Source organism: Nocardia sp. PE-7 (genome assembly GCF_030486425.1).
GTDB lineage: Bacteria > Actinomycetota > Actinomycetes > Mycobacteriales > Mycobacteriaceae > Nocardia > Nocardia salmonicida_A.
In genome coordinates, this window is the sequence record NZ_CP129614.1 from 3,291,089 (window position 1) to 3,311,883 (window position 20,795).

General features: G+C 67.1%; 26 protein-coding genes. 11 read left to right on the top strand and 15 right to left on the bottom strand.

From position 1 onward, the window contains the following. Positions 1–6 precede the first annotated feature (6 nt). The 3 genes from QX204_RS15425 to QX204_RS15435 are packed head-to-tail and all read left to right on the top strand — an operon-like array spanning position 7 to position 1,587. Positions 7–417 carry a hypothetical protein gene (locus tag QX204_RS15425; RefSeq protein ID WP_301907567.1) on the top strand — a complete coding sequence of 137 codons (411 nt, stop codon included), beginning with the start codon at positions 7–9 and terminating at the stop codon, positions 415–417. Beyond that, positions 414–779: a DUF4345 family protein gene (locus tag QX204_RS15430; protein ID WP_301907568.1), complete on the top strand. Its 366-nt coding sequence runs from the start codon at positions 414–416 to the stop codon at positions 777–779. The genes QX204_RS15425 and QX204_RS15430 overlap by 4 nt, the downstream gene beginning before the upstream one ends. A gap of 40 nt (positions 780–819) precedes the next feature. Then, complete coding sequence (locus QX204_RS15435; protein ID WP_301907569.1) at positions 820–1,587, top strand: helix-turn-helix domain-containing protein; 768 nt, start codon at positions 820–822, stop codon at positions 1,585–1,587. 13 nt (positions 1,588–1,600) lie between these two features. Here the strand turns inward: QX204_RS15435 and QX204_RS15440 are convergent, their stop codons facing one another. Beyond that, positions 1,601–1,984 (bottom strand): DUF1304 domain-containing protein, encoded by a 384-nt coding sequence (locus tag QX204_RS15440; protein WP_301907570.1) that lies wholly within the window; start codon positions 1,982–1,984, stop codon positions 1,601–1,603. A 117-nt stretch (positions 1,985–2,101) separates the two neighbouring features. Beyond that, positions 2,102–2,365 carry a hypothetical protein gene (locus QX204_RS15445; RefSeq protein ID WP_301907571.1) on the bottom strand — a complete coding sequence of 88 codons (264 nt, stop codon included), beginning with the start codon at positions 2,363–2,365 and terminating at the stop codon, positions 2,102–2,104. Between the two features lie 173 nt (positions 2,366–2,538). On the opposite strand from QX204_RS15445, the gene QX204_RS15450 reads away from it, so the two are divergent. Then, the gene (locus tag QX204_RS15450; RefSeq protein ID WP_301907572.1) at positions 2,539–2,931 is read left to right on the top strand and encodes an Rv0313 family protein; all 393 of its coding nucleotides are present in this window, start codon (positions 2,539–2,541) and stop codon (positions 2,929–2,931) included. A gap of 113 nt (positions 2,932–3,044) precedes the next feature. Further along, positions 3,045–4,328 (top strand): SAM-dependent methyltransferase, encoded by a 1,284-nt coding sequence (locus QX204_RS15455; protein ID WP_301907573.1) that lies wholly within the window; start codon positions 3,045–3,047, stop codon positions 4,326–4,328. Between the two features lie 19 nt (positions 4,329–4,347). Here QX204_RS15455 and QX204_RS15460 read toward each other — a convergent pair whose 3' ends face one another. Together QX204_RS15460 and QX204_RS15465 are read right to left on the bottom strand one after the other, a co-directional pair. Beyond that, positions 4,348–5,178, bottom strand: coding sequence for an SAM-dependent methyltransferase (locus tag QX204_RS15460; protein ID WP_301907574.1), 831 nt, complete (start codon positions 5,176–5,178; stop codon positions 4,348–4,350). A 25-nt stretch (positions 5,179–5,203) separates the two neighbouring features. Further along, a complete protein-coding gene (locus tag QX204_RS15465; RefSeq protein ID WP_301907575.1) occupies positions 5,204–6,121 on the bottom strand; it encodes a helix-turn-helix domain-containing protein in 918 nt (305 codons plus the stop codon). A gap of 154 nt (positions 6,122–6,275) precedes the next feature. On the opposite strand from QX204_RS15465, the gene QX204_RS15470 reads away from it, so the two are divergent. After that, the gene (locus QX204_RS15470) at positions 6,276–6,449 is read left to right on the top strand and encodes a hypothetical protein (protein WP_156677544.1); all 174 of its coding nucleotides are present in this window, start codon (positions 6,276–6,278) and stop codon (positions 6,447–6,449) included. Between the two features lie 18 nt (positions 6,450–6,467). On the opposite strand, the gene QX204_RS15475 is transcribed toward QX204_RS15470, so the two are convergent. Continuing rightward, positions 6,468–6,767 carry a nuclear transport factor 2 family protein gene (locus QX204_RS15475; protein WP_301907576.1) on the bottom strand — a complete coding sequence of 100 codons (300 nt, stop codon included), beginning with the start codon at positions 6,765–6,767 and terminating at the stop codon, positions 6,468–6,470. A gap of 283 nt (positions 6,768–7,050) precedes the next feature. Then, entirely contained in the window at positions 7,051–7,485 is a 435-nt protein-coding gene (locus tag QX204_RS15480) for a hypothetical protein (RefSeq protein WP_301907577.1), read from the bottom strand. Positions 7,486–7,519: 34 nt separating this feature from the next. Here QX204_RS15480 and QX204_RS15485 point away from each other — a divergent pair, with 34 nt between their 5' ends. Both QX204_RS15485 and QX204_RS15490 read left to right on the top strand, forming a co-directional pair. Beyond that, positions 7,520–7,741: a hypothetical protein gene (locus tag QX204_RS15485; RefSeq protein ID WP_301907578.1), complete on the top strand. Its 222-nt coding sequence runs from the start codon at positions 7,520–7,522 to the stop codon at positions 7,739–7,741. Between the two features lie 405 nt (positions 7,742–8,146). Next, a complete protein-coding gene (locus QX204_RS15490; RefSeq protein WP_301907579.1) occupies positions 8,147–8,656 on the top strand; it encodes a MarR family winged helix-turn-helix transcriptional regulator in 510 nt (169 codons plus the stop codon). 298 nt (positions 8,657–8,954) lie between these two features. On the opposite strand, the gene QX204_RS15495 is transcribed toward QX204_RS15490, so the two are convergent. Then, positions 8,955–9,554 carry a hypothetical protein gene (locus QX204_RS15495; protein ID WP_301907580.1) on the bottom strand — a complete coding sequence of 200 codons (600 nt, stop codon included), beginning with the start codon at positions 9,552–9,554 and terminating at the stop codon, positions 8,955–8,957. Between the two features lie 130 nt (positions 9,555–9,684). Here QX204_RS15495 and QX204_RS15500 point away from each other — a divergent pair, with 130 nt between their 5' ends. From QX204_RS15500 to QX204_RS15510, 3 genes are all read left to right on the top strand, one after another. After that, positions 9,685–10,137: a hypothetical protein gene (locus tag QX204_RS15500; RefSeq protein ID WP_301907581.1), complete on the top strand. Its 453-nt coding sequence runs from the start codon at positions 9,685–9,687 to the stop codon at positions 10,135–10,137. 365 nt (positions 10,138–10,502) lie between these two features. Further along, entirely contained in the window at positions 10,503–11,912 is a 1,410-nt protein-coding gene (locus QX204_RS15505) for a linalool dehydratase/isomerase domain-containing protein (RefSeq protein ID WP_301907582.1), read from the top strand. Between the two features lie 5 nt (positions 11,913–11,917). Beyond that, positions 11,918–12,481 (top strand): DUF5134 domain-containing protein, encoded by a 564-nt coding sequence (locus tag QX204_RS15510; RefSeq protein ID WP_301907583.1) that lies wholly within the window; start codon positions 11,918–11,920, stop codon positions 12,479–12,481. Between the two features lie 80 nt (positions 12,482–12,561). Here the strand turns inward: QX204_RS15510 and QX204_RS15515 are convergent, their stop codons facing one another. The 8 genes from QX204_RS15515 to QX204_RS15550 are packed head-to-tail and all read right to left on the bottom strand — an operon-like array spanning position 12,562 to position 20,794. Continuing rightward, positions 12,562–14,718 carry an MMPL family transporter gene (locus QX204_RS15515; protein WP_301907584.1) on the bottom strand — a complete coding sequence of 719 codons (2,157 nt, stop codon included), beginning with the start codon at positions 14,716–14,718 and terminating at the stop codon, positions 12,562–12,564. Next, positions 14,715–15,320 (bottom strand): hypothetical protein, encoded by a 606-nt coding sequence (locus QX204_RS15520; RefSeq protein WP_301907585.1) that lies wholly within the window; start codon positions 15,318–15,320, stop codon positions 14,715–14,717. Before QX204_RS15520 ends, QX204_RS15515 begins: the two co-directional genes overlap by 4 nt. Before the next feature lie 46 nt (positions 15,321–15,366). Further along, the gene (locus QX204_RS15525; RefSeq protein ID WP_301907586.1) at positions 15,367–16,542 is read right to left on the bottom strand and encodes a nitroreductase family protein; all 1,176 of its coding nucleotides are present in this window, start codon (positions 16,540–16,542) and stop codon (positions 15,367–15,369) included. Continuing rightward, complete coding sequence (locus QX204_RS15530) at positions 16,539–17,234, bottom strand: class II aldolase/adducin family protein (protein ID WP_301907587.1); 696 nt, start codon at positions 17,232–17,234, stop codon at positions 16,539–16,541. Before QX204_RS15530 ends, QX204_RS15525 begins: the two co-directional genes overlap by 4 nt. A gap of 42 nt (positions 17,235–17,276) precedes the next feature. Continuing rightward, positions 17,277–18,398, bottom strand: coding sequence for an acyl-CoA dehydrogenase family protein (locus QX204_RS15535; protein ID WP_301907588.1), 1,122 nt, complete (start codon positions 18,396–18,398; stop codon positions 17,277–17,279). Further along, a complete protein-coding gene (locus QX204_RS15540; RefSeq protein WP_301907589.1) occupies positions 18,395–19,096 on the bottom strand; it encodes a dihydrodipicolinate reductase C-terminal domain-containing protein in 702 nt (233 codons plus the stop codon). The genes QX204_RS15535 and QX204_RS15540 overlap by 4 nt, the downstream gene beginning before the upstream one ends. Then, positions 19,080–19,349 carry an acyl carrier protein gene (locus QX204_RS15545; RefSeq protein ID WP_301907590.1) on the bottom strand — a complete coding sequence of 90 codons (270 nt, stop codon included), beginning with the start codon at positions 19,347–19,349 and terminating at the stop codon, positions 19,080–19,082. Before QX204_RS15545 ends, QX204_RS15540 begins: the two co-directional genes overlap by 17 nt. After that, positions 19,349–20,794 carry a class I adenylate-forming enzyme family protein gene (locus tag QX204_RS15550; RefSeq protein ID WP_301907591.1) on the bottom strand — a complete coding sequence of 482 codons (1,446 nt, stop codon included), beginning with the start codon at positions 20,792–20,794 and terminating at the stop codon, positions 19,349–19,351. Before QX204_RS15550 ends, QX204_RS15545 begins: the two co-directional genes overlap by 1 nt. Between the last annotated feature and the right edge of the window lies 1 nt (position 20,795).

A 20,795-nucleotide genomic window follows, 5' to 3' on the forward strand; every position in this document is an offset into this window, starting at 1 on the left:
GAATCTATGCGACGACATGCTGGACAGGCCCTGTTGGCGACCGCGGGGTTGCTCGATCTCGCACCTGCCCTCGGTGCGCTGGCACCGCGGAAGATGTACGCGGCCTATGGCATCACTCCGGCGGGGCCCGATCTCGAGGTGGTGTTGCGACATCGGGCCGTACTGTTCGCCGTCGTCGGTGTCGGTCTGGTGGCGGCGGTCTTTCGGCCCGCGCTGCGACCTGTCGCGATAGGCGCCAACGCGATCAGCTTCGGCAGCTTTCTCGCCCTGGTCCTCGCCGACGGTTCGGTCGGTCCTGGGCTGATGCGTGTGGCAGCTGTCGACATCGCGGGCCTGGTAGTGCTCGGAGCCGGCGCCGCGCTGCTCCGGGATGAGCACGCTGTCGAGCAGGGCCGCTCGGTGGTGGAAAATCGATGAGAACCGTGGTGCTCTGCCTTGTCGGTGTGCTGTTCGTGGGGATGGGACTGTATGCGCTGGCAGCCCCTGCCGCGCTGGTGCGGCCGTTCGGGTTGTCGGCGCCGACAGCGGCGGGCCGGTCGGAGATTCGCGCCGTGTACGGCGGTTTCGGCGTAGCGGTGGCAGGGGTGTTGTTCTGGTCGGCGTTCGGTGCCGACGAGCTGCGAACCGGGGCGGCGCTGACAGTGGGGTTCGCATTGGCCGGAATGGCGGGTGGCCGCGTCATCTCGAGGCTGGTCGACAGCGGGGTCCGCTTCTATCCGATCTGGTTCTACTGTGTGGTCGAGCTCGTGGCCGCCGCGCTGGTGCTCGGTGTCGCCTGACAAGCCCGTCCACGGCAGGTCTACTGCGATGATCACGCCTATGACAGTCGAACCGGGCGAGCGCACCCTGTGGCTCTGGCAGGGGCACGCGGCGTTGCTGGGCCCGTCGTTCCAACTGGACACGCATTCGACACCGGTTCAGTGCTTCGTTCTCGGCGTCGACGCGATGCTCACCGTTCGTACCTCCGACGGTGAGCGGCGGCGGCGCAGCGTGCTGATTCCGGCGCGCACGGCGCACAAACTCGAATCCGACGGACGCGTCCTGTTCTACTATCTCGATCCCCGCTCGGTGGCGGCCGCGCGTCTGCGAGCCGCGATGAGCGAACCCCCGACGCCTGTGGCGGCGGGCCACCGTGACGAGGCGACTTTGACCGCCTACTTGAATCGGCCCGACCCACCGGACCCTCGGGAGCTGCGCCGGATCATCGCAGGCCCCGAGGCACCGGCGAAGATCGACGAACGGATCCGAGCGGTGATGAACACGATCGTCGACGATCCCGCCGGGCAGGCGGGCGCCGCCGAACTGGCTGCCGAACTCGGGATCTCCACTTCCCGGTTTCTGCACCTGTTCTCCGCTGACGCCGGGACCAGTTTCCGGCGCTATCGGCTGTGGGCACGGTTGTTGTCGGTCGCGGGTGCCGTCGCCGAGGGCGTCGACCTGACCCGCGCCGCGGCCGATGCGGGGTTCGCTTCGGCCAGCCATTTCAGCGACACCTTCCGAACACTGTTCGGGCTCACCGCGACCTCGGTACTCACCCAGGGCGTGCGCATCGTCCTCGTCCCCGATACAGCGCAGATCCCGGGGTGAATACCGATCACGCTCAGAGCCGGGCGATCACCAAGGCGACACAACCGATCAGCGGAGGAACCAACTGGATCAGTGCCGGACGCACCCTACCCGGTGACGACGCCAGCAGCACCACACCCGCCGCCACCATCGAGCCGGCCCCGGCCAGCACCAGCGCGAGCCCGATTCCCTTGTCGCCGAACGCGGTGAACCCCATCCCGACGGCCGCGACAACGGCCAGGAAAAGGTTGTAGAACCCCTGATTGAAGGCCATTTCCTTGGTGGCCTCCGCGGCCGCGGCCGACATCCCGAACGTCGCTCGCGTCCGCGGCGCCGTCCACTGCAGTGACTCCATCACGAAGATGTAGCCGTGCAGCAGCACAGCCACTCCGGTGAAGATCAATCCGATCGCGGTCATCGATCCGCCTCCCGCCACCGCCCAGCACCTGCCGAGCTTTCGCGGCGATTATCACCCATCGGGACCGACGCTCGGCTCCGACTCGCTGCTCGTCATCCCTCGGTGGGTCTTCTGTTTTCAGTCGCCGCTCTTCTTGCCTTTGCCTTTCCCCTTGCCTTTACCCTCGCTCTTACCTTTGCCCTTGCCGTTGCCCTCGCTCCCGGGATCGTCGGCGTGGTCTTGCTTGCCTCCAGCAGGAGCGGACTCGGCGATGTTTTCGTTCCCGGCGAACTCACCGTGTTGCTGCCGCGGGATCGGTGCCGATGGTTGCGCGGAGACGGTGCCCACGGCCAGGAAAGCGGTGAGGATGCCTGCGGCGACGGCGAGCTTGTGATTCGACAACGTGTGAGCTCCTTCTCGTGGCGGAAGTGCTGCGGCGTCTGTGATCAACCTACGAGCCCTGCGGAGATGTCGGTGACGCGACGCGCGCACAGCCGAGCGCCCTCGTGGCGAAGCAGCCATTTCGCGAGGACACTGTGAACAGACACGCCAACTCGTCCTCAGGAGGACACGCGATGGCAAACACCGGGCCATTCGGCATCGATCCGGAAGATTTCGAACGTGCACTGCGCGGGACAGGCGCCGAGCTCAGCGACCTGTTGGGGAAGGCGGGCGGCTACCTGGATCGGATAGATCAGGCCGGCGTCGGCGCACTGTCTTCGCTGCTCGGACAGTTCGTCCAGCCGCAACGCCCACCGTCGACAGCACCCGAGGGCGAAACCACCGGCGAGACCGGCAGCGGCGTGTGGGCGATCTACACCGTCGACGATGCCGGTCAGGCCAGGATCGACCAGGTCTTTCCCGACGAGCTCGAGGCCTTACGCGCCCACCGCGACAACACCGACGACTCCCGTCGGGTGCGCTTTCTCCCCTATGGCGTTCCGGCAAGCGTGCTGGACTCGCCCTGACCGAAGCAGGCACATCGGCGGGGTGACCCATCAGCGCGCCACCGCGGGCGGTCACCGAAGATGAACACGCGTCGTTCCCACGCGGGCAGCACGACGCGGCCCATAGTGGACGAATGGGTAACAAGGCCGCGATATCCGCCGCGTTCGAACCTCTGCTGCGAGCCACCCTCGGCCCGCATCCCGCGGTGGGATTCGAATTCTGGGACGGCAGCACGATCCAACCCGACGGTGACAGCCCCGGCACGATGCGCGTGCGATCCGAGGATGCCCTGCGCCACCTCGTCTGGGCGCCCGGCGAACTCGGCGTAGCGCGGGCGTTCGTCTCCGGCACGGTCGACCTCGACGGCGACATCTTCAGAATGCTTCGAGCACTCCAGTCGACCGCGCCGAACGACGCCCGCCTCGGCCTCGGTGCGGCCTGGCAGGCCGTCGGCGCGGCGCGACAACTCGGGGTGCTCGGGCGCCGCCCGCCACCACCTCCGGAAGAAGCGCGACCTGCGCGCGGGACATTGCACACCAAACGTCGCGACGCGGCGGCGATCAGTCATCACTACGACGTCAGCAACGATTTCTACCGACTCGTGCTCGGATCGAGCATGACCTACTCCTGCGCGCGGTTCGTGCCCGACGACGACGGCTCACTGGAGCACGCCCAGCGCGCCAAGCACGACCTGATCTGCCGCAAACTGGGATTGGCCGAGCGGTCGGGGATGCGCCTGCTCGACGTGGGCTGCGGCTGGGGGTCCATGGCGATGCACGCGGCGTCGACCTATGGCGCGCGGGTCGTCGGCGTCACCATCAGCAGTGCCCAGGTGGAACTGGCCCGCAAACGAGTGGCCGAGGCGGGGCTCGCGGACAGTGTCGAGATCAGGCTCAGCGATTATCGGGACCTGCGCGGTGAAGAGTTCGACGCCATCTCCTCCATCGGCATGTTCGAGCACGTCGGGTCCAAGCGTGCCGCGGAGTATTTCGACACCCTGCGCGCACTGCTGCGCCCGCACGGACGGCTGCTCAACCACGCCATCTCCTCGCCGGGCGGCTCCGTCATCAGCAATCGGTCCTTCATCGGGCGCTATGTGTTCCCCGACGGCGAACTCGTCGATGTGGGCGAAGTCGTCCTGGCCATGGAACGCGCCGGCTTCGAGGTACGTGACGTCGAGGCCCTGCGCGAGCACTACGCGCTGACCCTTCGCCAGTGGGTCGCGAATCTGGAAAACGCGTGGGAAGAAGCGGTCTCACTCGTCGGCGAAGGGCGGGCACGAATCTGGCGGCTCTATATGGCCGCCTCCGCCCTGGGCTTCGAGGACGGCGGCCTCGGGATACACCAGGTACTCGGCGTGGTGCCGGAAGCGGCGGGGAACGCCGAGATGCCCTCGACACGACGCGCCTGGGGATAGACCTCCACCGATCCCGTACTCAGGGTTTGCGGCCGATACCCGCCCAGTACCAAGCACTTTCGGCCTCGGCGACGGCGACGGGGCGGTCGACGAGTTCGGGTCGCCACGCGGCGACGGGGACCAGGCCCGGTTCGATGAGGGTGGTTCCGGTGAACAGGTCGCCGGTTTCGGCATTGCTGCGTGGGTTGAAGGAGATCCCCGACGCTTCCGCGGCGGCCTTGACTCCGGCCATCGCCTCGGGCGCGAAATCCGCGGTGGGGTGGGTGATCACGACGTAGCTGCCGGACGGGACGGCATCGAGCAGAGTGGCGATGATGTCCTGGGGACGGTCGCTGTCGGCGAAGTACATCATGATCGCCACGAGCATGATGGCGACCGGCTCGGTCAGGTCGAGGGTGTCGGCGATGTCGGGGTGGTCGAGGATGGACTGCGGGTCGTGCAGGTCCGCGTGAATGAATCGGGTGCGGCCCTGCGGAGTGCTGTCCATCAACGCGCGGGCGTGGGCGAGCACAATCGGATCCTTGTCCACGTAGACGACCCGTGCGTTGGGATCGAGCTGCTGGGCGACCTCGTGGGTGTTTCCGGCCGTGGGTATTCCGGTGCCGATATCGAGGAACTGGGTGATCCCGACTTCGGCGACCAGATGCCGGACCGCACGACCGAGAAAGGCGCGGTTGGCGCGCGCCATCGTCTTGATGGCGGGGACGTGCTCACCGATGGCATCGCCGAGTGCCCGGTCCGCCGGATAGTTGTCCTTGCCCCCGAGCCAGTAGTCGTAGACGCGGGCTTCGTGGGCGATGGTGGTATCGACGTCGGTGGACAGTGGAGCACCGAAGGCGTTGTCTGACATCAGATCTCTGTTCTCGTCGGGTCAGCTAGCAGGAGAGGTCGACAGTAGCGGGACTCGTTCGCAGCGCGTCCAACAGCTCAGTGGTCCGCCCGGGCGGAAGAGCGCAGACACAGAGCCGATCCCAGACCGCGTTGAATCGGTCCAACTCGCCGGTCTTCTCCAGGAACTGGGGGCCCGACAGGTGCAGAAAGTGCGCGATATCGCTCAACTCGGGGGCCGCGAACCGCAACATGGTGAAGGGGGTCGCGCTGATGGCCGGGCCGCCGATGTGATCGGGCAGCACCTGCACGGTGATATTGGGGCGCTCCGCCAGCTCGGCGAGATGCTCGAGCTGCGCCTGCCAGATCTCGGTCCCCCCGATCGGTCGACGCAAGGCGGATTCTTCGATGACGAACCACGCTCGTGGTGGATCCGTGCGGGTGAGCAGCCGTTGCCGTCGGGCCAGCACTTCGATGCGGTGCTGGATCTCCGCGGCGGGTTGCCGGTCGGCGATCGAGAAGATCGTGTGCGCGTAGGAGGGCGTCCACACCAACTCTGGCATCAAGTTCGGTGCGTAGCAACGGATGAGCGCGGCGGCGTCCTCGAGTGCCAGGTAGGTATCCGGTCGCGCGACCGTCAGATCCGGACCGGCCTGCCAACGTCCGGTCCCGTTGGCCCGCTGCACCAGGAGCCGGTATTCGTCGCGCAGATCGGCATCGTGCACCCCGTACGCGGTCAGCAGATCGTCCACGTCGGCCACCCGGAAGCTGACTCGGCCGGCCTCGAGGCGACTGATCTTGGAATGTGAGGCACGGATCATCCGGCCTGCCGCGTCCCCGCTGATCCCGGCCGCCTCACGCAACCGCCGCAGGCGCACACCGAGGACCCGACGCAGCAGAGCAGGGTCTTCGTCCGGATCCGGCCCGGTGCAGGCACCGACGACGGCGGTCACATCCTCACTCACGGCCACTCCTGTCAGCATCGAAACTTCGCGAAGCTGAGTGTGCCACAACCTATTACATGGCACAGTCCGATCGCTTGCACGTGCAGATGCACGTGCAACACGTTAGGCTCCAGAAGGGATCGGTACGGATTCCCGATTGGGGGTTGCAATGAGAATGAGTGACACAGCCGCAAGATTCGCCTCCGCTCCGTGCGGCAGAGTCGGGATCGCCGACGTCGTGCGGTCCTACGGCATCGACCGGGTACACAACCGGATCGAGCAACTGCGCGGCACCGGGATGCACCACGCGGCAGCGGCTATCGAACGCGAGTTGAAGGAGCTCGGTTGATCGCCGATCGGTCCGCTCCTACTGCGTGATCCGACAGGCGTCGTCGAGCGGTCTGGTGATCGCCCACAACTGGCGGAAGTGGCAGGTCGCGATCTTCCAGTGACCGTTCTCCACCAGGTATTCATCGGCGTATTCGCCGGTGGCAACGGTTTCGGTGCGCTCGACGAGGTCGACCCGACGAAAGCGCAGCGTCCACCGACCGCTCGCAGTGCCCTCCTGCCCCACCGTGATGTCGGGGTGCACACCGTGGTGCATATCGAGGATCGTGTGCTTGCCGTCCACTCGCCGCAGCGCGATCGAAGCGAAGACCGCTGCCATACCGTCGGCATCGAGGACGCCGAGGACGCACTGCCGCGTCCTCGCCTGTTCCCGTGACCACCACCGTACGACTGCGGCGATGCCGGTGCCCGCACATCCTCCCGCTCATCGGGAACGCGTGATCACGTCCGAGCCGTGAACGGCATACGTATCGCACGCCATTCATTTATCCGCGCAGAAAACTTTTCCGCAATTAACTATCCGCAGTAAATATCTAATAGCGGATAATGATATTTCAGCACTCTTGTATTGACGATTCCAACCACAGAATTGCGAGAACAGGTTATATTTTTTGAACATCCATTTTGCGGTTCGACTTCTCGTCATACCGCTGCTCGATATTCCTGGAGTTCGCCATGAGTACGACCTCGTCCCTGTTTCGTGCCGGCCTTATCGCTCCGGTGGCCGTCGCCACCGTCTTTTGTTTGGCCGCACCGGTAAATGCCGCCCCCATCAACGTGAACTGGAGCTGTCGGGGCACAGTCTTCGGCATCGGCCAAACCTCGAGTATGACCACCTCGGTCACCGGCACCGCGCCGGGCTCCGCGGCGTCGGGCTCCGCGGTGGCCATCACCATCACGCCGGGCGCCTCGTCGGTGCCCAGCTCGGCCGCCGGCTTCACCGTGAACAACATCAGCAACCTGAAGATGACCATTCCGACTCCGGCGAATTCGACATTGGTCTCGGCCACCGCTTCCGGGGGCACCGTGGCCGGCACCGTCGCCACCTCAGGTGGGAATGTCGTTCTGACCGTGCCGGGTCCGATTGCCGGCGGCACCAGCTTCACCCCGCCCGCGGTGACCATCAATGTCACCGCGGGCAGCCCCGGAACATCGATCACCAGCAAGTACGCGGGGACCAGCTACACCAGTCCCGGCATGACCATGACGACCAACGTCTCCTTTGTCGGCAACGTCGCGACCTCGTGCTACCCCAACCCGTCCCCGACCCTCACCACCACGACTGTCACCTAAGCCCGCGGACAGGCGTCACAGCATGACAGCCGGTATCCGCCGGTGGCCTGTGGCGAACATGCGGACCGGGTTGTGTCAGCAACCCGGTCCGTCCGGAGCAGGTGACCACCGATGCCGATAGTGGTTGCCACGCTTGAGGTTTGACGCCGACGCAGCCACCTCGATCGAATAATTCGATGCGCAGTATCGCATCGGCCGCGGTGTCGTACAGTGCATGTCCGACACAGCAACGTTTCGCTTCGACGGCCGGTGCGGTGCCGCTTTCGTGACGTTCGACAGGAGCCGAGATGCCATCCATCGAGACCAGCGATCTGCCTGATTCCCCGGGACCGAATCGGGCGCTCGACAACCGAGGACTCCCCGATCGGTGACCGATGCCGAGCGGTTCTCTGTTTCAAGTGATCGATGGGAAAGCCTGTGTGCCCGACAACAAGCGAACCCGCCCGGATCTCGGTCGAGCTCAAGAGGGCGCTGGAGTTCTATCACGGAACCGTCGATGATCTGATCCGGGAATTGATCCGAGTGCTCGGCGTGAACGAGACCGATAGGCGGGCACTGGAAATCGTCCTGCTCGGTGAGGAAAAGTCCACGACGCCGGGAACGCTGGCCGAACGGCTCGGCCTCACCGCCGCCGGCGTCACGATCATGCTCAACCGGCTGGAGAAGCAGGGCTATATCGCCCGCTCGCTGCACCCGACCGATCGTCGTCGCGTCATCGTGGTGGCCACCGAACTCGCGGCCCACCGTATACAGGAACTCGTCGTACCCAGGATCGTCGAGAGCTACAAGATGCTGCTGAGCTATTACGACGCCACCGAACTCGAAATAATCGCCGACTTTCTCACCCGGGCGGGCGAGCTGCAACGAATCCACTGGAAACAGCTGCGCGAAGTAGATCCCTATTCGAGACCCTGAAAGTCTCGATCACAGAAGTTCCCGGCGCGTCGCGAGGGAGAAAGCAGGAGTGAATGCGAACCGTCGACAACAGCGCCGCGGCGTCATCGCCCGATCGGTTCCGGCGGCAGACGTCGTATGCGGGCGTGGCGACTGCGTTGGTCACCACAGCGATCGGGATAACGCTCATGGTAAGGGCGGATTCGAGTCCGCCGCTGCGAACGAACAATACGGAGCCGCTCTCGGGTGAATCGACGATACAGACTTCCGAATACAGCGCCGTCCCGAGCCAGGCCGTTCTGACGGAGACGAGCACGACCTATGTTCTACCGAGCGAGGTCCCCGTACCGAGCGAGGTCTGGGCCGCCGACACGGCTACCGTTCCCGGGGCCGCCGAATCGACCGCCGATGCCACCGACCCTGCCACGAGCACAGCGCCCGCGCCGGAAACGACGGGAGCCATGACCACGGACGCCTCACCCGAGAACTCGGCGGCGATATCGGTGAGCGCGAGTTTCTCGGCCACGGTGAGCCTTCCGGCTCCGGACCCGTCCGGTGCGCAAGACCCGAGCACGGTCGCCTCGACCTCGATCTCCACGGTGACCGTCATCATGACCCCGACGGATACGTCGACGGTCACCGTGACAGCCGATCCGAGCACGGTGACGATCTCGGCCGATCCCTCGACCACCACGGTGCCGACCACAACCACGACAACGACGATTCCGGCCCGCCCGACCACGACATCCACCTCGCCGGCGGTGTCGACAACACCCGCATCACCGACGACCACATCGACTCGGCCCCCGACGACGACCGCGCCCCCGGCCACGACGAAGTCGGCGACGCGTCCGACTCCCTCGCTCGCGCATCCACCGACCACAGCACCGAAGGTGGCGACAACGAGCTCTCCCCACACCGACCATCGTTAGCGCACCACAGCACCCCCCGGAACTGGCGCGTCGGCTCGACGCCAGAAGAATCGGTATCGAATCTCGGCTCGGCCCAACTCGATCGAGCCCGGAGCGAGCCGGCATTACACTGCTCCCATGACTGCCGGCTGGATCGTCTCCATGGTCATCGTCATCGTGGCCGTAGCACTCGCGGTCATCATGATCATCACCCGGTACACCCTTCGCGCGATCCGCCGGACAGCCGAGACGGCCATCGCGGAAAACTTCGCCCCCGGCGAAGCCGTGCGCAGCGACCCCGTCGCCAACTACTTCGGGCGAGGCTCGAAGGGCGGACGGCAGGTGCGCGGCAACGGCGCGCTCGTCCTGACCGAGACGCGACTGTGGTTTCGTCGAGCGGGCGCCGATGACGCACTGGAGATTCCGCTCGCCTCGATCACGTCGGTGGATCTCGTGCGCTCCCACGCGGGCAAATCGATCGGTCGCCCGCTGGTCAGCGTGAGCTTCGACGATGACAGCGCCGCGTGGTACGTCCGCGATTCGGCACAGTGGCGCGACGACATCGCGCGCCGGTGCCCCAGCGGCCTCTGATCGGCGAGCCCGACCGCATCGGCGGCGGGCGCCTGCACGCTGAGCACTCTTGACCATCCGTCATTTCTGGTGCACGCTGACACCACACCATTGTGGTGTCACGTCACACCACAATGGATCAAGGCGGGGCCGGACAGGATCGGCCCGCCGCGGCGGAACACAGGAGTTCACCGATGGCCCGGCCCGATCTCGCTGTCCGCATGACGCGGCATTGACGAGGTAGCGATGCCCTGCTGTCTGTTGGCGAACTACCTCGTCGCAGGATTCCGGCGCCTGCGCCGTCGCCCGGCCACGGAGACCGAAACCGCGAGTTTCGCTCCCCCCGCGCGGCGCCGAGGGCCGGCTCAACGAACGGAGGCGGCGCGATGAGCGACGCGATCACGATGCCCACGGTGACCGAATCCAGTCCGGAGGACCTGGCGTTCCAGCGCTTCGTTCTGGATCTGGCCCTGCAACCGCTCGACCGTTTCGACGGGTTCGACCGGATCGAGCAGATCGCGGCCAGCGCACTGCGCTATCAGCTCAACTTCATCGGCTACGGACTCGCGATGGCCCAGTACACGCGTACCCCGGCCTTCACCGGCTATCTCGCCGAGGCCCAGCGCAATGCCATCGTGAAGATGTGTGACAAGCGCGTGTGGTCGTATTGGGCGACAGAGAGCCTGTTGGGGTACGCCCGGCTCAACACCGACCCGATCCGCCACGCCAATGTGATGTACACCGGCTATTTCGGCGTGATGCTCGGCCTCTACGAAACGTTGAACGCCGACACCACCTTCGACCAGCCCGGCTCGCTGCGCCTGCGTTGGAGCAAGTCCCGGGTGCACGACTACGACTTCGAACGGCTCACCCGTGCGATTCGGACGAACATGCTGCTACGCAAGGACTGTCCGCAGTACCCCTGCGAGCCGCACCTCATCTATCCGATCTGCAACGCCTTCGCGTTCAACACGCTGGTGATGCACGACCGGCTGCACGGCACCGAACTCACCGGCGACCTGGTCGACCGGATCCGCCACAGCTACCTCCACGACGGCTGGCGTACCCGCAACGGCCGGTTCATCCCGGGCAGGCTCGGTCCCAAGCTCACCATCAGCGCACCGGTCCTCGCCTACGACGCGGGCATGGTGGCCTGGCTCAACGCGACCATGCCCGATCTGGCCCGTGATACCTGGAACACCATCCGGCAGCGCTTCATTCGGTTCGACGGCACCGACGTGCAGTTGCGCGGCCCGGCTCGATCCCGCGTGGACCTCGGCAACTACAACGTGGTCAACGGCGACGGGATGACCCGGGTGTTCGTCGCGACCGCGGCGGCCGAGATGGGCGAGACCGACCTCGCCGACGCACTGAATCAGTCTCTGGCAGAACACAATCGGCTCGTCGACCGCGCGGGCGCCCAGCGCTATGCCGGCGCGTCGACGGTCACCAACGCACATCACGTCCTGGCTCGCTTCGCCCGCCCGGACGGCCTGCGCGACCTGATCCGGGGCGAGGCCCCGCAGCAGTGGCGGACCGGTCCGATCCTCGGCGACGCCGCCTACCCGGATGTGCTGGTCGCCAAGGCGGTGACCGACGGCACCGCCCTCGATCTGGTGCTGCGACCCGGCGACGGCCCGCTGCGCGTTCGGCTCGGACTGCAACGGCTGATTCCCGAGCGCACCTATCAGCTCACCGGCGCCGTCGAGGCCGCGGTGATCGCCGATGCCGACGGTACCGCGGTGATCGAAGTGGACCTCGGCGGACGCCACGTCGTGCGCGTCAGCCCCGTCTGAGCGCGGTGAACCACGCACTACCCGGACCGGTGGCCTGGATCGCGATCGGCCTGTGTTCGACCGCCGCGCTCGTCGCGGCGGTCGACGCCCGTTCCGGCACGCCGACGAACAGTCGATACGGTGGTCGGGCAACCGAACTCGCCCATGTCGTCATGCTCGTCGCGATGGCGGTGATGTGGACGCCGGCCGGTGGCGACCTGCCCGCCACGGTCTGGCGTGGCGTCTTCGCGGTACTGACGATCGCGATGGCGGGCTGGGTCGTGGTCGCGATCGGTCGCCGCGGCGAAGATCTCGGCGCCGCGATCTACCACTGTGTGGCCGCGTTCGCGATGCTCTACGCGACTCTCGGGCAGCAGCACCACCACCATGTCCACGGTGAGGCGGAGAACGCCTTGCCGGTCCCGTTGCTCGGCTGGGCATTCGTGGCGATCTTCACCCTCGACGCCGTCATCACGCTCGGCGCGTGGACGTGGCAGATCGCCCATCGGCGACCGGCGCGGGCCTTGTTGCCGCACTTGGTGATGGACGCCGCGACCGCCATGATGGTCTGGCAGGCGCTGAGCGCCTGACTCTCGCCCGGCAGTACGCAACGCCGGGCGCGCCCAGGTAGCGCAGGGGTAGGGGGCCGGCGCTACCTGGGCGATCGGCGCTATTCGCGCAGCCGGACCTTCTCGAGGATCGTCCGCGCCCCGCTCGGAACCCACCAGTTCCAGGTGCCCGCCACTCGCATGAAGGCGGGGACCAGAATCATGCGGATCAACGTGGCGTCCACCAGCACAGCCAGCGTCAATCCGACGCCGAGCATGCGCATGATGGAGACCCCGCTCGTCGCGATCGCCGCGAAGATCACGATCATCATCGCCGCCGCCGCGGTCACCACCTGCCCGGAACGGGCGAGCCCGACCGCGACTGCCCGATCGTTGTCGGCCCTGGTGTGCCCGGAGCTCTCCCATTCCTCGGTGAAGCGCGCGAGCAGGAAGACCTCGTAGTCCATCGATAGCCCGAACGCCACGCAGAACAGCAGGACCGGGACCGTGGCGACGGTGAAACCGGTGATCTCGGTGCCGAATCCGCCGAGGTGCCCGGACTGGAACACCCAGACCATCGCACCGAAGGTCGCCGTGAGCGAGAGGACGTTGAGCGCCAACGCCTTCAACGGCAGCAGCAGACTGCCGGTCAGCAACATCAGCAGGATGAAGGTGGTGACAGCGATCCAGGCCAGGGCTTTCGGGAAGGCAGCTGCGATCCCGGCTGCCGTGTCGCGTTTCTGCTGAGCCAAACCGCCGAACACCGCGTCGCCGGGAGGCGTGACCGCGTCGAGCTCGTCGAGTTGCCGTGCGGCGGCCGGTGAGTACGGATCGAGTGAGGTGGCGATCGTCAGATGGGTACTGTCGGCGCGCGCGGCGCCGGGATCGCCGGGCCCCACCGGTTGCCCGCCCGCATAGGTCCCCGACGGCGAGAGCACCACATCCACCTCGCGCACCCGAGACAGTGCAGCCGCGTACTCGGCCGTCGCGGTGTCGGAACCTGCGCGGTCGACGATGATGTGGACGGTGCCGGTGGCATTGGCGTCGAACTGCTCTCGGATCGTGTCGCCGACCTGGCGTGCCTGTGCGGCGGCGGGCAGGACTCGATCGTCGGGCAACCCGACCTGGAGTCCCAGGACCGGAGCCCCGGCGATCAGCAGAATTCCCAGTACCGGCAGCGCGATGAGAACCGGGTGCTTCTGCACCGCCACCGCCAGTCGGTACAGCAACGTCGACTCGACCGCGGCCGCCTCCCGCAACGGCTTTCGGGTGATCCGCTCACCGAGGAGTGCCAGCAGGGCCGGCACACACGTCAGCGCCAGCACAACCGACAGCGCGACCACGGCGACGCCCGCGTACCCGATGGAACGCAGAAAGTTCATCGGGAAGAACGACATTCCGATCAACGCGATCGCCACCGTCACCCCGGAGAACAGCACGGCCCGCCCACCGCGGCGCATGGCCAGCGCGATCGCGGTGTGCTGGTCGTGACCACGAGCGATCTCCTCGCGGAACCGCCCGATGATCAGTAGTGAGTAGTCGATCGCCAGCGCCAGCCCGAGGGCGGTGGTGATGTTGAGCGCGAAGACCGACAGATCGATGACGAAGGTCAGCACGAACAGCACCGCGGTGGTCGCGACGATGGCCAGCACTCCCACCGCGATCGGAATCGCCGCGGCGACCACACTGCGCAGGAACCAGATCAGCAGCAGAAACGTCAGCGGGATCGCGATCGATTCCGCCAACGCGAGGTCGCGCTCGGCGCGTTCGTTGATCTCCTGGAACGCCATCGCCTGTCCGCCCGCGGTGACACTGATCGCGCCCGTGGACCCGGTGTGTCGGGTGGCCAGGTCGGCCGCGGTCTTCTGCGCCTGGTCGTCGTCGCCGGCCAGACCCGCCACGATCAGTCCGACGTGTCCGTCCCGGTCGGTCAACCGGGCGCGACTGTTCGGGTCGGTCCACGGCGAATCGACCGACAACACCCGGTCGTCGACGCGCAGGTCGGCCACGATGTCGTTCGCGCGATCGGCCCCGGCGCCGGTGAGTACGTCACCGGGTGCTTCGACGGTGAAGATCAGCTGCATGCCCGCGATGTCGAAGTCGCGGGCCAGTGCTCGCTCAGCCTGTGAGGACTCCGCGTCGGGGTCGAGGAACCCGCCCGCCGACAAGCGGTCGGTGACCTGGGCACCGAGCAGACCGAACAGCACGAACGCGATACCCGCCACGGCGAGAACCAGTTTCGGCGTCCGGATCGCGATCGTGGCGAAGCGTTCGATCATCGCAGGACCGCGCGATCGCCCGGGGTCCACGCGACCGGCGCCACGCTGTGCCCGTAGCCGAGGTCGACGGGTTCGAGCACCTGCCAGCCGAGGATCTCGCACATCTCGGCCACGCCGATCCCCTTCGCCTCGCCGTAGCACGGCAGATTCTTCGCCCGCGCCACCTTCATCACTCGTTTGAACAGCGCGGCTCCGCCGCCGAGCACCCGTGAGCCGACATACCAGAAGTAGATGTGCGGGCCCACCGGATGGGTGTCTTCGAGGTTGCCCAGCATACGAGCCATCTTGACCGTGCGCGCCGGCCCGAGCACGAGGATCGCCGGTATCCGGAACAACCACACCCACCAGGGGAAACGCGGCCCGGTGCGCTCGTAGGCGATCAACGCACCGGTGACCCGGCCGTCGGCGTCGAAGGTCGCCTGCAGGTAGCCGCCCGACCGGGCGCAGATGGCGACCTCACCCCAGAAGAACAGGTACAGGGCCGATCCCGCCCGACGCGTCGAGCGCGGACGGAGTTCGTTCCAGATCGCATCGTCGGTGAACGCGTCGGCCAGCACGCGCGCGCACTGACCTCGCTGCCCGTGCTCGACGTTCGACGGCATTGTCGGTTGCATATGTTTCATTTCCCCTTCTCGGCGGGCACGGTGATCATCCGTGCGCGCCCTGATAGAGGGCGTCGACCTTCGCGCCCTCGGCTGCCCCACCGAGCGCGGCGAGATACAGCGCCTGGTGACCGGGCGGCAGCACCTGGTTCCAGAACTCGGGACTGATGCCACCGACCGCGGTGATGCCGACACCGTGCCGGGCCGCGACCAGGTAGAGCACCTCACCGACCACTCCCGCCGCCAGCAGCAGCGCGTGGCGGGCGTCGTCGATCACCGCGTCGTCGTCGGCGACCGGTGCGCTGAACACGACGTAGGCCTGGGCTTCGAGCAGATGATCCTGTGCGGCAAGACCTTCCATCAGGTCGCCGGGCGGCAGTGCCGACGCGCCGCGGACACGCCCGCTGACGTGGACGACGGGCCACGGCAGTTCGAGCCCGCGCAGCGCGGCGTCGGCGCAGTCGAACGCTTCGGTGAGCACCGCGTCGAGATCGTAGTCCGGGCCCGGCGCGAACGAACTCGCGGAGCGCCGAGCCGGAATGAACCGCGCGAGATTTCCGGGAATCGGCGGCACCGCGTCAAAGAACACGGGCCGTCGGGGTGCCGGTGGTCGCATCCGGTCCGCCATCGCCTCGAACTCGCTGCGCCCGGCCTGGATCTCGGCATTGGTGGTGTTCACCAGGCGCCAGCCGTCGGCTTCGCCGTCGCGGGGCTCGAATGCCGCCACCAGACCGGCGGCGAGGACCGACCCGACGATGCCGGGCGGGACAGTGAGCGGGCAGTCACGCGCGCTGCTGGCCACCCGATCCAGCAATGCCAGGTTGAAGACCGCGTGACCGACATCGAGCAGGTGGTAGAGGTAGCCGCGAGTGCCGTACTTGCGCATCGACAGCCAGGGCCGCCCGATCACCAGGCACACGTAATCGTCGGCGTCGAGCGGGAAGTCGGTGTCCGCCCGCACCACCAGTTGGCGACGGGCCAGGTCCATCAGTGCCGATCCGCGCCCGTCCGGTGTGGTCAGCACGATTTCGTACGGATAGGCGGCGCCCGCGGACGGCACATAGCGCTGCGCGGCGTCGCCGCGGCGTCCGATCAGCCGATCGATGTGGCCGACCGCTCCCCCGATCGGCCCCGTGAGCTCGACCATGCCTGTGTTGGCGGGGACGGCGGGATGGATGAGGTCGCCCCAATCCATCCGGGCTTTCGTCGGCTGTCGCATCATGACCAGCTCCCGATGTCGGGATGGGTGCGGCGTACCCGGCGGTCGGTGTGTTCCCAATAGGACCGGACCGACAGATCCGCGAAGATGTAGTCCCGTTTGGCCGCCACGTCGAGGCTGTTCGAGACCGAGTACGGCCGCCCGGTGGCGAGCGCGTCGAGTTGCAGTCGGCATGCGCGCTCGAGCATGAGTGCGAAGACGACCGCGTGGCGCACACTGCGGCCGACGATGACGCTGCCGTGGTTGACCAGGAATACGGCGATCCCGTCGGCCAGTGTTGTAGCGATCTGGTCCCCGACGTCCAGGGTCAGCACCGTGTTGCTGGTTTCCCGGAAACGGTGCACCTCGCCTGCCAGCAGGGACCCTTCGTGGCTCAACGGCACGAGTTCGTCGTCGATCGCACCGAAGACCAGACTCGCCGGCGCATGGCTGTGCACGATGGCGGCCACTTCGGGGCGGGCGGCGTAGATCGCCTGGTGCAGCGGCAGTTCCGGTGGCGCCTTCGCGTCGACGGGTTCGTCGGCGTCCACGGCGGCCTCGATGAAATCGGCGGGGGTCGCTTCGTCGAAACCGACGAGCGCGCCTTTGATCGCGAATCTGGCCTCACCCGGCCGCCGCACCGAGATCTGGCCCTGGTTGAAATCGTCGTGTCCCCCGTCCGACAGTGCGCGGGCGCCGATCGATGCTTGTCTCACCAGCGGAGGTATGGCCGCCATGGCGTTGCCTTTCGAATGTCGTCACAGCCGTGCGGCGATCGCTTGCCGCTGAATCTGGTTGGTGCCCTGGATGATCTGCAGCAACTTCGCCTCCCGCATCCAGCGCTCGGCGCTCTCTTCGGGCCGGTACGCCGCGGCCCCGAGGACCTGTACCGCGTCGGCGGTGATGCGCATCGCCGATTCGGTCGCGAAGAGTTTGGCCTGTGCCGCGAGAAGGGCGGCGTCCGGTCCCGATTGATCCAATTCCGCGCATGCGCGGTCGAGCAGAGCTCGCGCGGCTGCCGCGCTGGTAGCCATGTCGGCCAGCAGGAACGACACGCCCTGATGCCGAATGATCGGGACGCCGAACTGCACGCGCGTCTTGGCATAGGCCGTGGCCCGCTCGACCGCGGCGTCGGCCAAGCCCACCGCGCAGGCGGCCAGGCCCACCCGCCCCTGGGTGAACATGGTCTCGGCCACGAGCGCTCCCCGGTGCAATCTGCCCAGCAGCCGGTCTCCGGGCACCATCGCGTCATCGAAAGTGACGTCGGCGGTCGGCAGGGCCGCGGCACTGGATTTCGTCAGCGCGGGTGCGACATCGAGCCCGGGGGTCGCGCGGTCGACGAGGAAGCAACTGATGCCGCCCAGCCCGGTGCCGCTGGTGCGCGCGTAGACGATGAACACATCGGCGAGGGGTCCGTGGCCCACCCAGGTCTTGGTGCCGGACAGCCGGAAATTCTCGCCGTCGCGTCGGGCGGTCACGGCGATCGCGGACATGTCCGACCCGGCCAGCGACTCGCTCACACAATTGGCGCCGAGCAGTTCGCCGGTCAGCAGGCCGGGCAGGACAGCTTCGCGCACAGCGGGATTCGCATGCGTCGCGACCGTGGCCGCTACCAGTGTCTGCAGATGTACCGACTCGCTCAGTGCCAGCCAGCGGGCGGACACGATCTCGATGCCACGACAGAACAGCGCGATCGGCGCCTGCACGGATTCGGGTGGCGCGACGACGAGACGGGCGATGCCCGAGCCCATCACGGCGCCGAACAACTCCACCGGGAAGGTCCCACGCGCTTCGTGGTCGGCGGCGAGGGTAGCGATGTCGGCGGTCGCGGACTCGAGCGATGCGAGGAACAGGGCTCGGTCGAAGACAGTGGCGGTCATGCGATCACCGCCACGGTCGAGATCCGTTCGTACAGTTCGTCGGTGCTGAACCACCCGGACGTGTACTTCGCGAGCTCGGTGGCCAAGACGAGCGCGCCGACCGCAGGCAGGGACAGATCGCGCACCGAATGCGCGAATTCCAACGTCTCGGACCCCTGTGTGAACAGGACCCGGTGGTCACTGACCGGTGGGCCGAACCGCTCGGACACGATCGCCGTCCGCTGTTCGGGGATCGCGGCGAGCACCCGGGCTGTCGCCGACGGCGCGTCCTTCTTCGTCGGTGGATGGCGCTCGATGACGGTCACCTGGGCCGCCGGCAGGAGGGTGGCGGCCAGCCGACCCGACAGCTGGACCGCACGCGCCTGAATCCAGTGCAGCGGACTGAGGTTCGACGCCCGCGCCACCGGGACCCGGTCACTGAGCGCCCGCAACTGCTCGACCTGCTCGGAACTCGGGTCGGACACGCAATACAGCAGCGCCGCACCGGTTTCCGTGCAGTAGTCGATCGTTGCCGCGCAGGCGCTCGGCCCGCTGGCATCGATGACAACCGTCGGTGCGCGATGCCCGATCTGCCAGCCCTGAGATGACGCAGTGCTCGTCACCGGCACCGACCGGTCGGCACACGCACGCGTGATCGCGCTGCCGAGGCGTCCGGTCGAACCGATGACGGCGACCGCGTGCTCACCCGTGCGCGACACCGTTGCTGCGCAGGTAGTCGGCGATCGAGGCGACGGTGCGCATCGAGTCGAGGTCGGTTTCCAGATCGATCTCGACCCCGTAATCGATCTCGAGGGCATCGACGAGTCGCAGGAACGACAGCGAGGTCATCCCGGCCTCGGCGAAGGTCTGCTCGGAGCGGTGCGCGGATTCGGCGTCGATCGTGCCGTCGGTCACCTTGGCGACGAGTTCGGCCACCGCCGCCTCGAGAGAAACGTGCACTGTCTGCGACATCACTGGCCTCCATTGACCGGTTGCTGGAATGTTCGAAGAAGAAGTTCGCGGACCGGGGCCGATTTCACCTTCCCGGTCGTGGAGCGTGGCAGTTCGTCCACGCCGACCAGCACTTCGGGAACCTTGTACGCCGAGAGCGCCGCCTGCAGGTGCGCGCGCAGCTCGGAAATGTCCACGGCACCGACGGTTTCGAACGCGGCAGCGATGCACGCGCGCCCGCTGGGGGTCGTGAGCTGGACGACATGGCAGTCCGCGACACCCGCGAACGCCAGGATCGGATCACGCACGGAGTCGACGCTGAATTTGCGGCCGCCGATCTCGAACATCGGATGCGCCCGGCCGCGCAGGCTCAGGTAACCGTCGTCCACGCTGCCGGTATCGGAGGTGATGTAGCTGCCGTCGGCGGCTACCAGGCGTTCGAATTCGCCGGGATAGTTCAGGTATTTCGTGCCCATCGATGCCGTGCGCACGTGCAGCACCGCAGTGCCGTCGGCGCGGGGGCGGCTCGACACCGCGACACCGCGCAACAGTCGGCCGTGGGTGCCACCGACTCCGGGCTCCCGATTGAAGGTGATCGGTCCGGTCTCGGCGATGCCGTAGTAGTCCGACACCGGGCCCGACAGTGCCGTCATCCGGGCCGCCGCGGCTTCCGACAGCGGCGCCGCCGAGGACAGTCGCAACCGGATTCGCGCCAACGCCTCGCGGGTCTCGGCCGACATCTTGTCCAGGGGGTACTCGACCAGCCGGTCGTAGGCGGCGGGAAAGGCGACCAAGATCGTCGGACGGGCTGAAGTCACCTGCCGCACAATGCTTCCCGCCGTGGGCATTCCCGTCGCGAGCACCACTGTCGCACCGCGCAGCAGGCTGGGTACCAACGTCGTGTTGAAGGCCAGTCCGTTGTACAGCCCGGCGAAACACAGGCTGGTGTCGGCAGGGGTCAGCTCGCTGGCATCGGCCCAGGTCGTCGCCGCGTTGAGCACGGCCTCGGCGCTGAACTCGATGCACGCGGGCGAGCGGGTCGATCCCGAGGTCAACCGTCCCAGTTCGGTGTCGGGAGCGAGTTCGGGCCGCGCACCGTCGACGCCGGTGGCACGGACCCGTGTTCGTTCGTCGAACGGAACTCCGACGGCGTCGTCCGCGGCGATGACGGCGTCGATGCCGCAGTCGGTGACGAGCTTGTCGATCTCGGCCGAGGTGAGGCTCGGGTCCGCCAGGATCGGGAGGTCACCACGCGACAACACCGCGAGCAGGCTCGAGGCGTAGCCCAGATGATTGGGCATCGCCAGCAGGATTCGCGCGCCCCTCGGTGCGACCTGATCCAGCAGCGTGGCCTTCGCCGCGCTCTCGGTGAGGACGTCGCGGTAGGTGATCTCCGATCGGGTCGTGGCGATACGACCCTCCGCGCGACCGCGCAGGGCCTCGACCAGAGCTTCGTAGAGCCGCATC

Coding starts and splice junctions, on each gene's coding strand:
- QX204_RS15425 (WP_301907567.1), top strand. CDS start 7: ATGCGACGACATGCTGGACAGGCCCTGTTGGCGACCGCGGGGTTGCTC.
- QX204_RS15430 (WP_301907568.1), top strand. CDS start 414: ATGAGAACCGTGGTGCTCTGCCTTGTCGGTGTGCTGTTCGTGGGGATG.
- QX204_RS15435 (WP_301907569.1), top strand. CDS start 820: ATGACAGTCGAACCGGGCGAGCGCACCCTGTGGCTCTGGCAGGGGCAC.
- QX204_RS15440 (WP_301907570.1), bottom strand. CDS start 1,984: ATGACCGCGATCGGATTGATCTTCACCGGAGTGGCTGTGCTGCTGCAC.
- QX204_RS15450 (WP_301907572.1), top strand. CDS start 2,539: ATGGCAAACACCGGGCCATTCGGCATCGATCCGGAAGATTTCGAACGT.
- QX204_RS15455 (WP_301907573.1), top strand. CDS start 3,045: ATGGGTAACAAGGCCGCGATATCCGCCGCGTTCGAACCTCTGCTGCGA.
- QX204_RS15460 (WP_301907574.1), bottom strand. CDS start 5,178: ATGTCAGACAACGCCTTCGGTGCTCCACTGTCCACCGACGTCGATACC.
- QX204_RS15470 (WP_156677544.1), top strand. CDS start 6,276: ATGAGTGACACAGCCGCAAGATTCGCCTCCGCTCCGTGCGGCAGAGTC.
- QX204_RS15475 (WP_301907576.1), bottom strand. CDS start 6,767: ATGGCAGCGGTCTTCGCTTCGATCGCGCTGCGGCGAGTGGACGGCAAG.
- QX204_RS15490 (WP_301907579.1), top strand. CDS start 8,147: ATGGGAAAGCCTGTGTGCCCGACAACAAGCGAACCCGCCCGGATCTCG.
- QX204_RS15500 (WP_301907581.1), top strand. CDS start 9,685: ATGACTGCCGGCTGGATCGTCTCCATGGTCATCGTCATCGTGGCCGTA.
- QX204_RS15505 (WP_301907582.1), top strand. CDS start 10,503: ATGAGCGACGCGATCACGATGCCCACGGTGACCGAATCCAGTCCGGAG.
- QX204_RS15515 (WP_301907584.1), bottom strand. CDS start 14,718: ATGATCGAACGCTTCGCCACGATCGCGATCCGGACGCCGAAACTGGTT.
- QX204_RS15520 (WP_301907585.1), bottom strand. CDS start 15,320: ATGCCGTCGAACGTCGAGCACGGGCAGCGAGGTCAGTGCGCGCGCGTG.
- QX204_RS15525 (WP_301907586.1), bottom strand. CDS start 16,542: ATGATGCGACAGCCGACGAAAGCCCGGATGGATTGGGGCGACCTCATC.
- QX204_RS15535 (WP_301907588.1), bottom strand. CDS start 18,398: ATGACCGCCACTGTCTTCGACCGAGCCCTGTTCCTCGCATCGCTCGAG.
- QX204_RS15545 (WP_301907590.1), bottom strand. CDS start 19,349: ATGTCGCAGACAGTGCACGTTTCTCTCGAGGCGGCGGTGGCCGAACTC.
- QX204_RS15550 (WP_301907591.1), bottom strand. CDS start 20,794: ATGCGGCTCTACGAAGCTCTGGTCGAGGCCCTGCGCGGTCGCGCGGAG.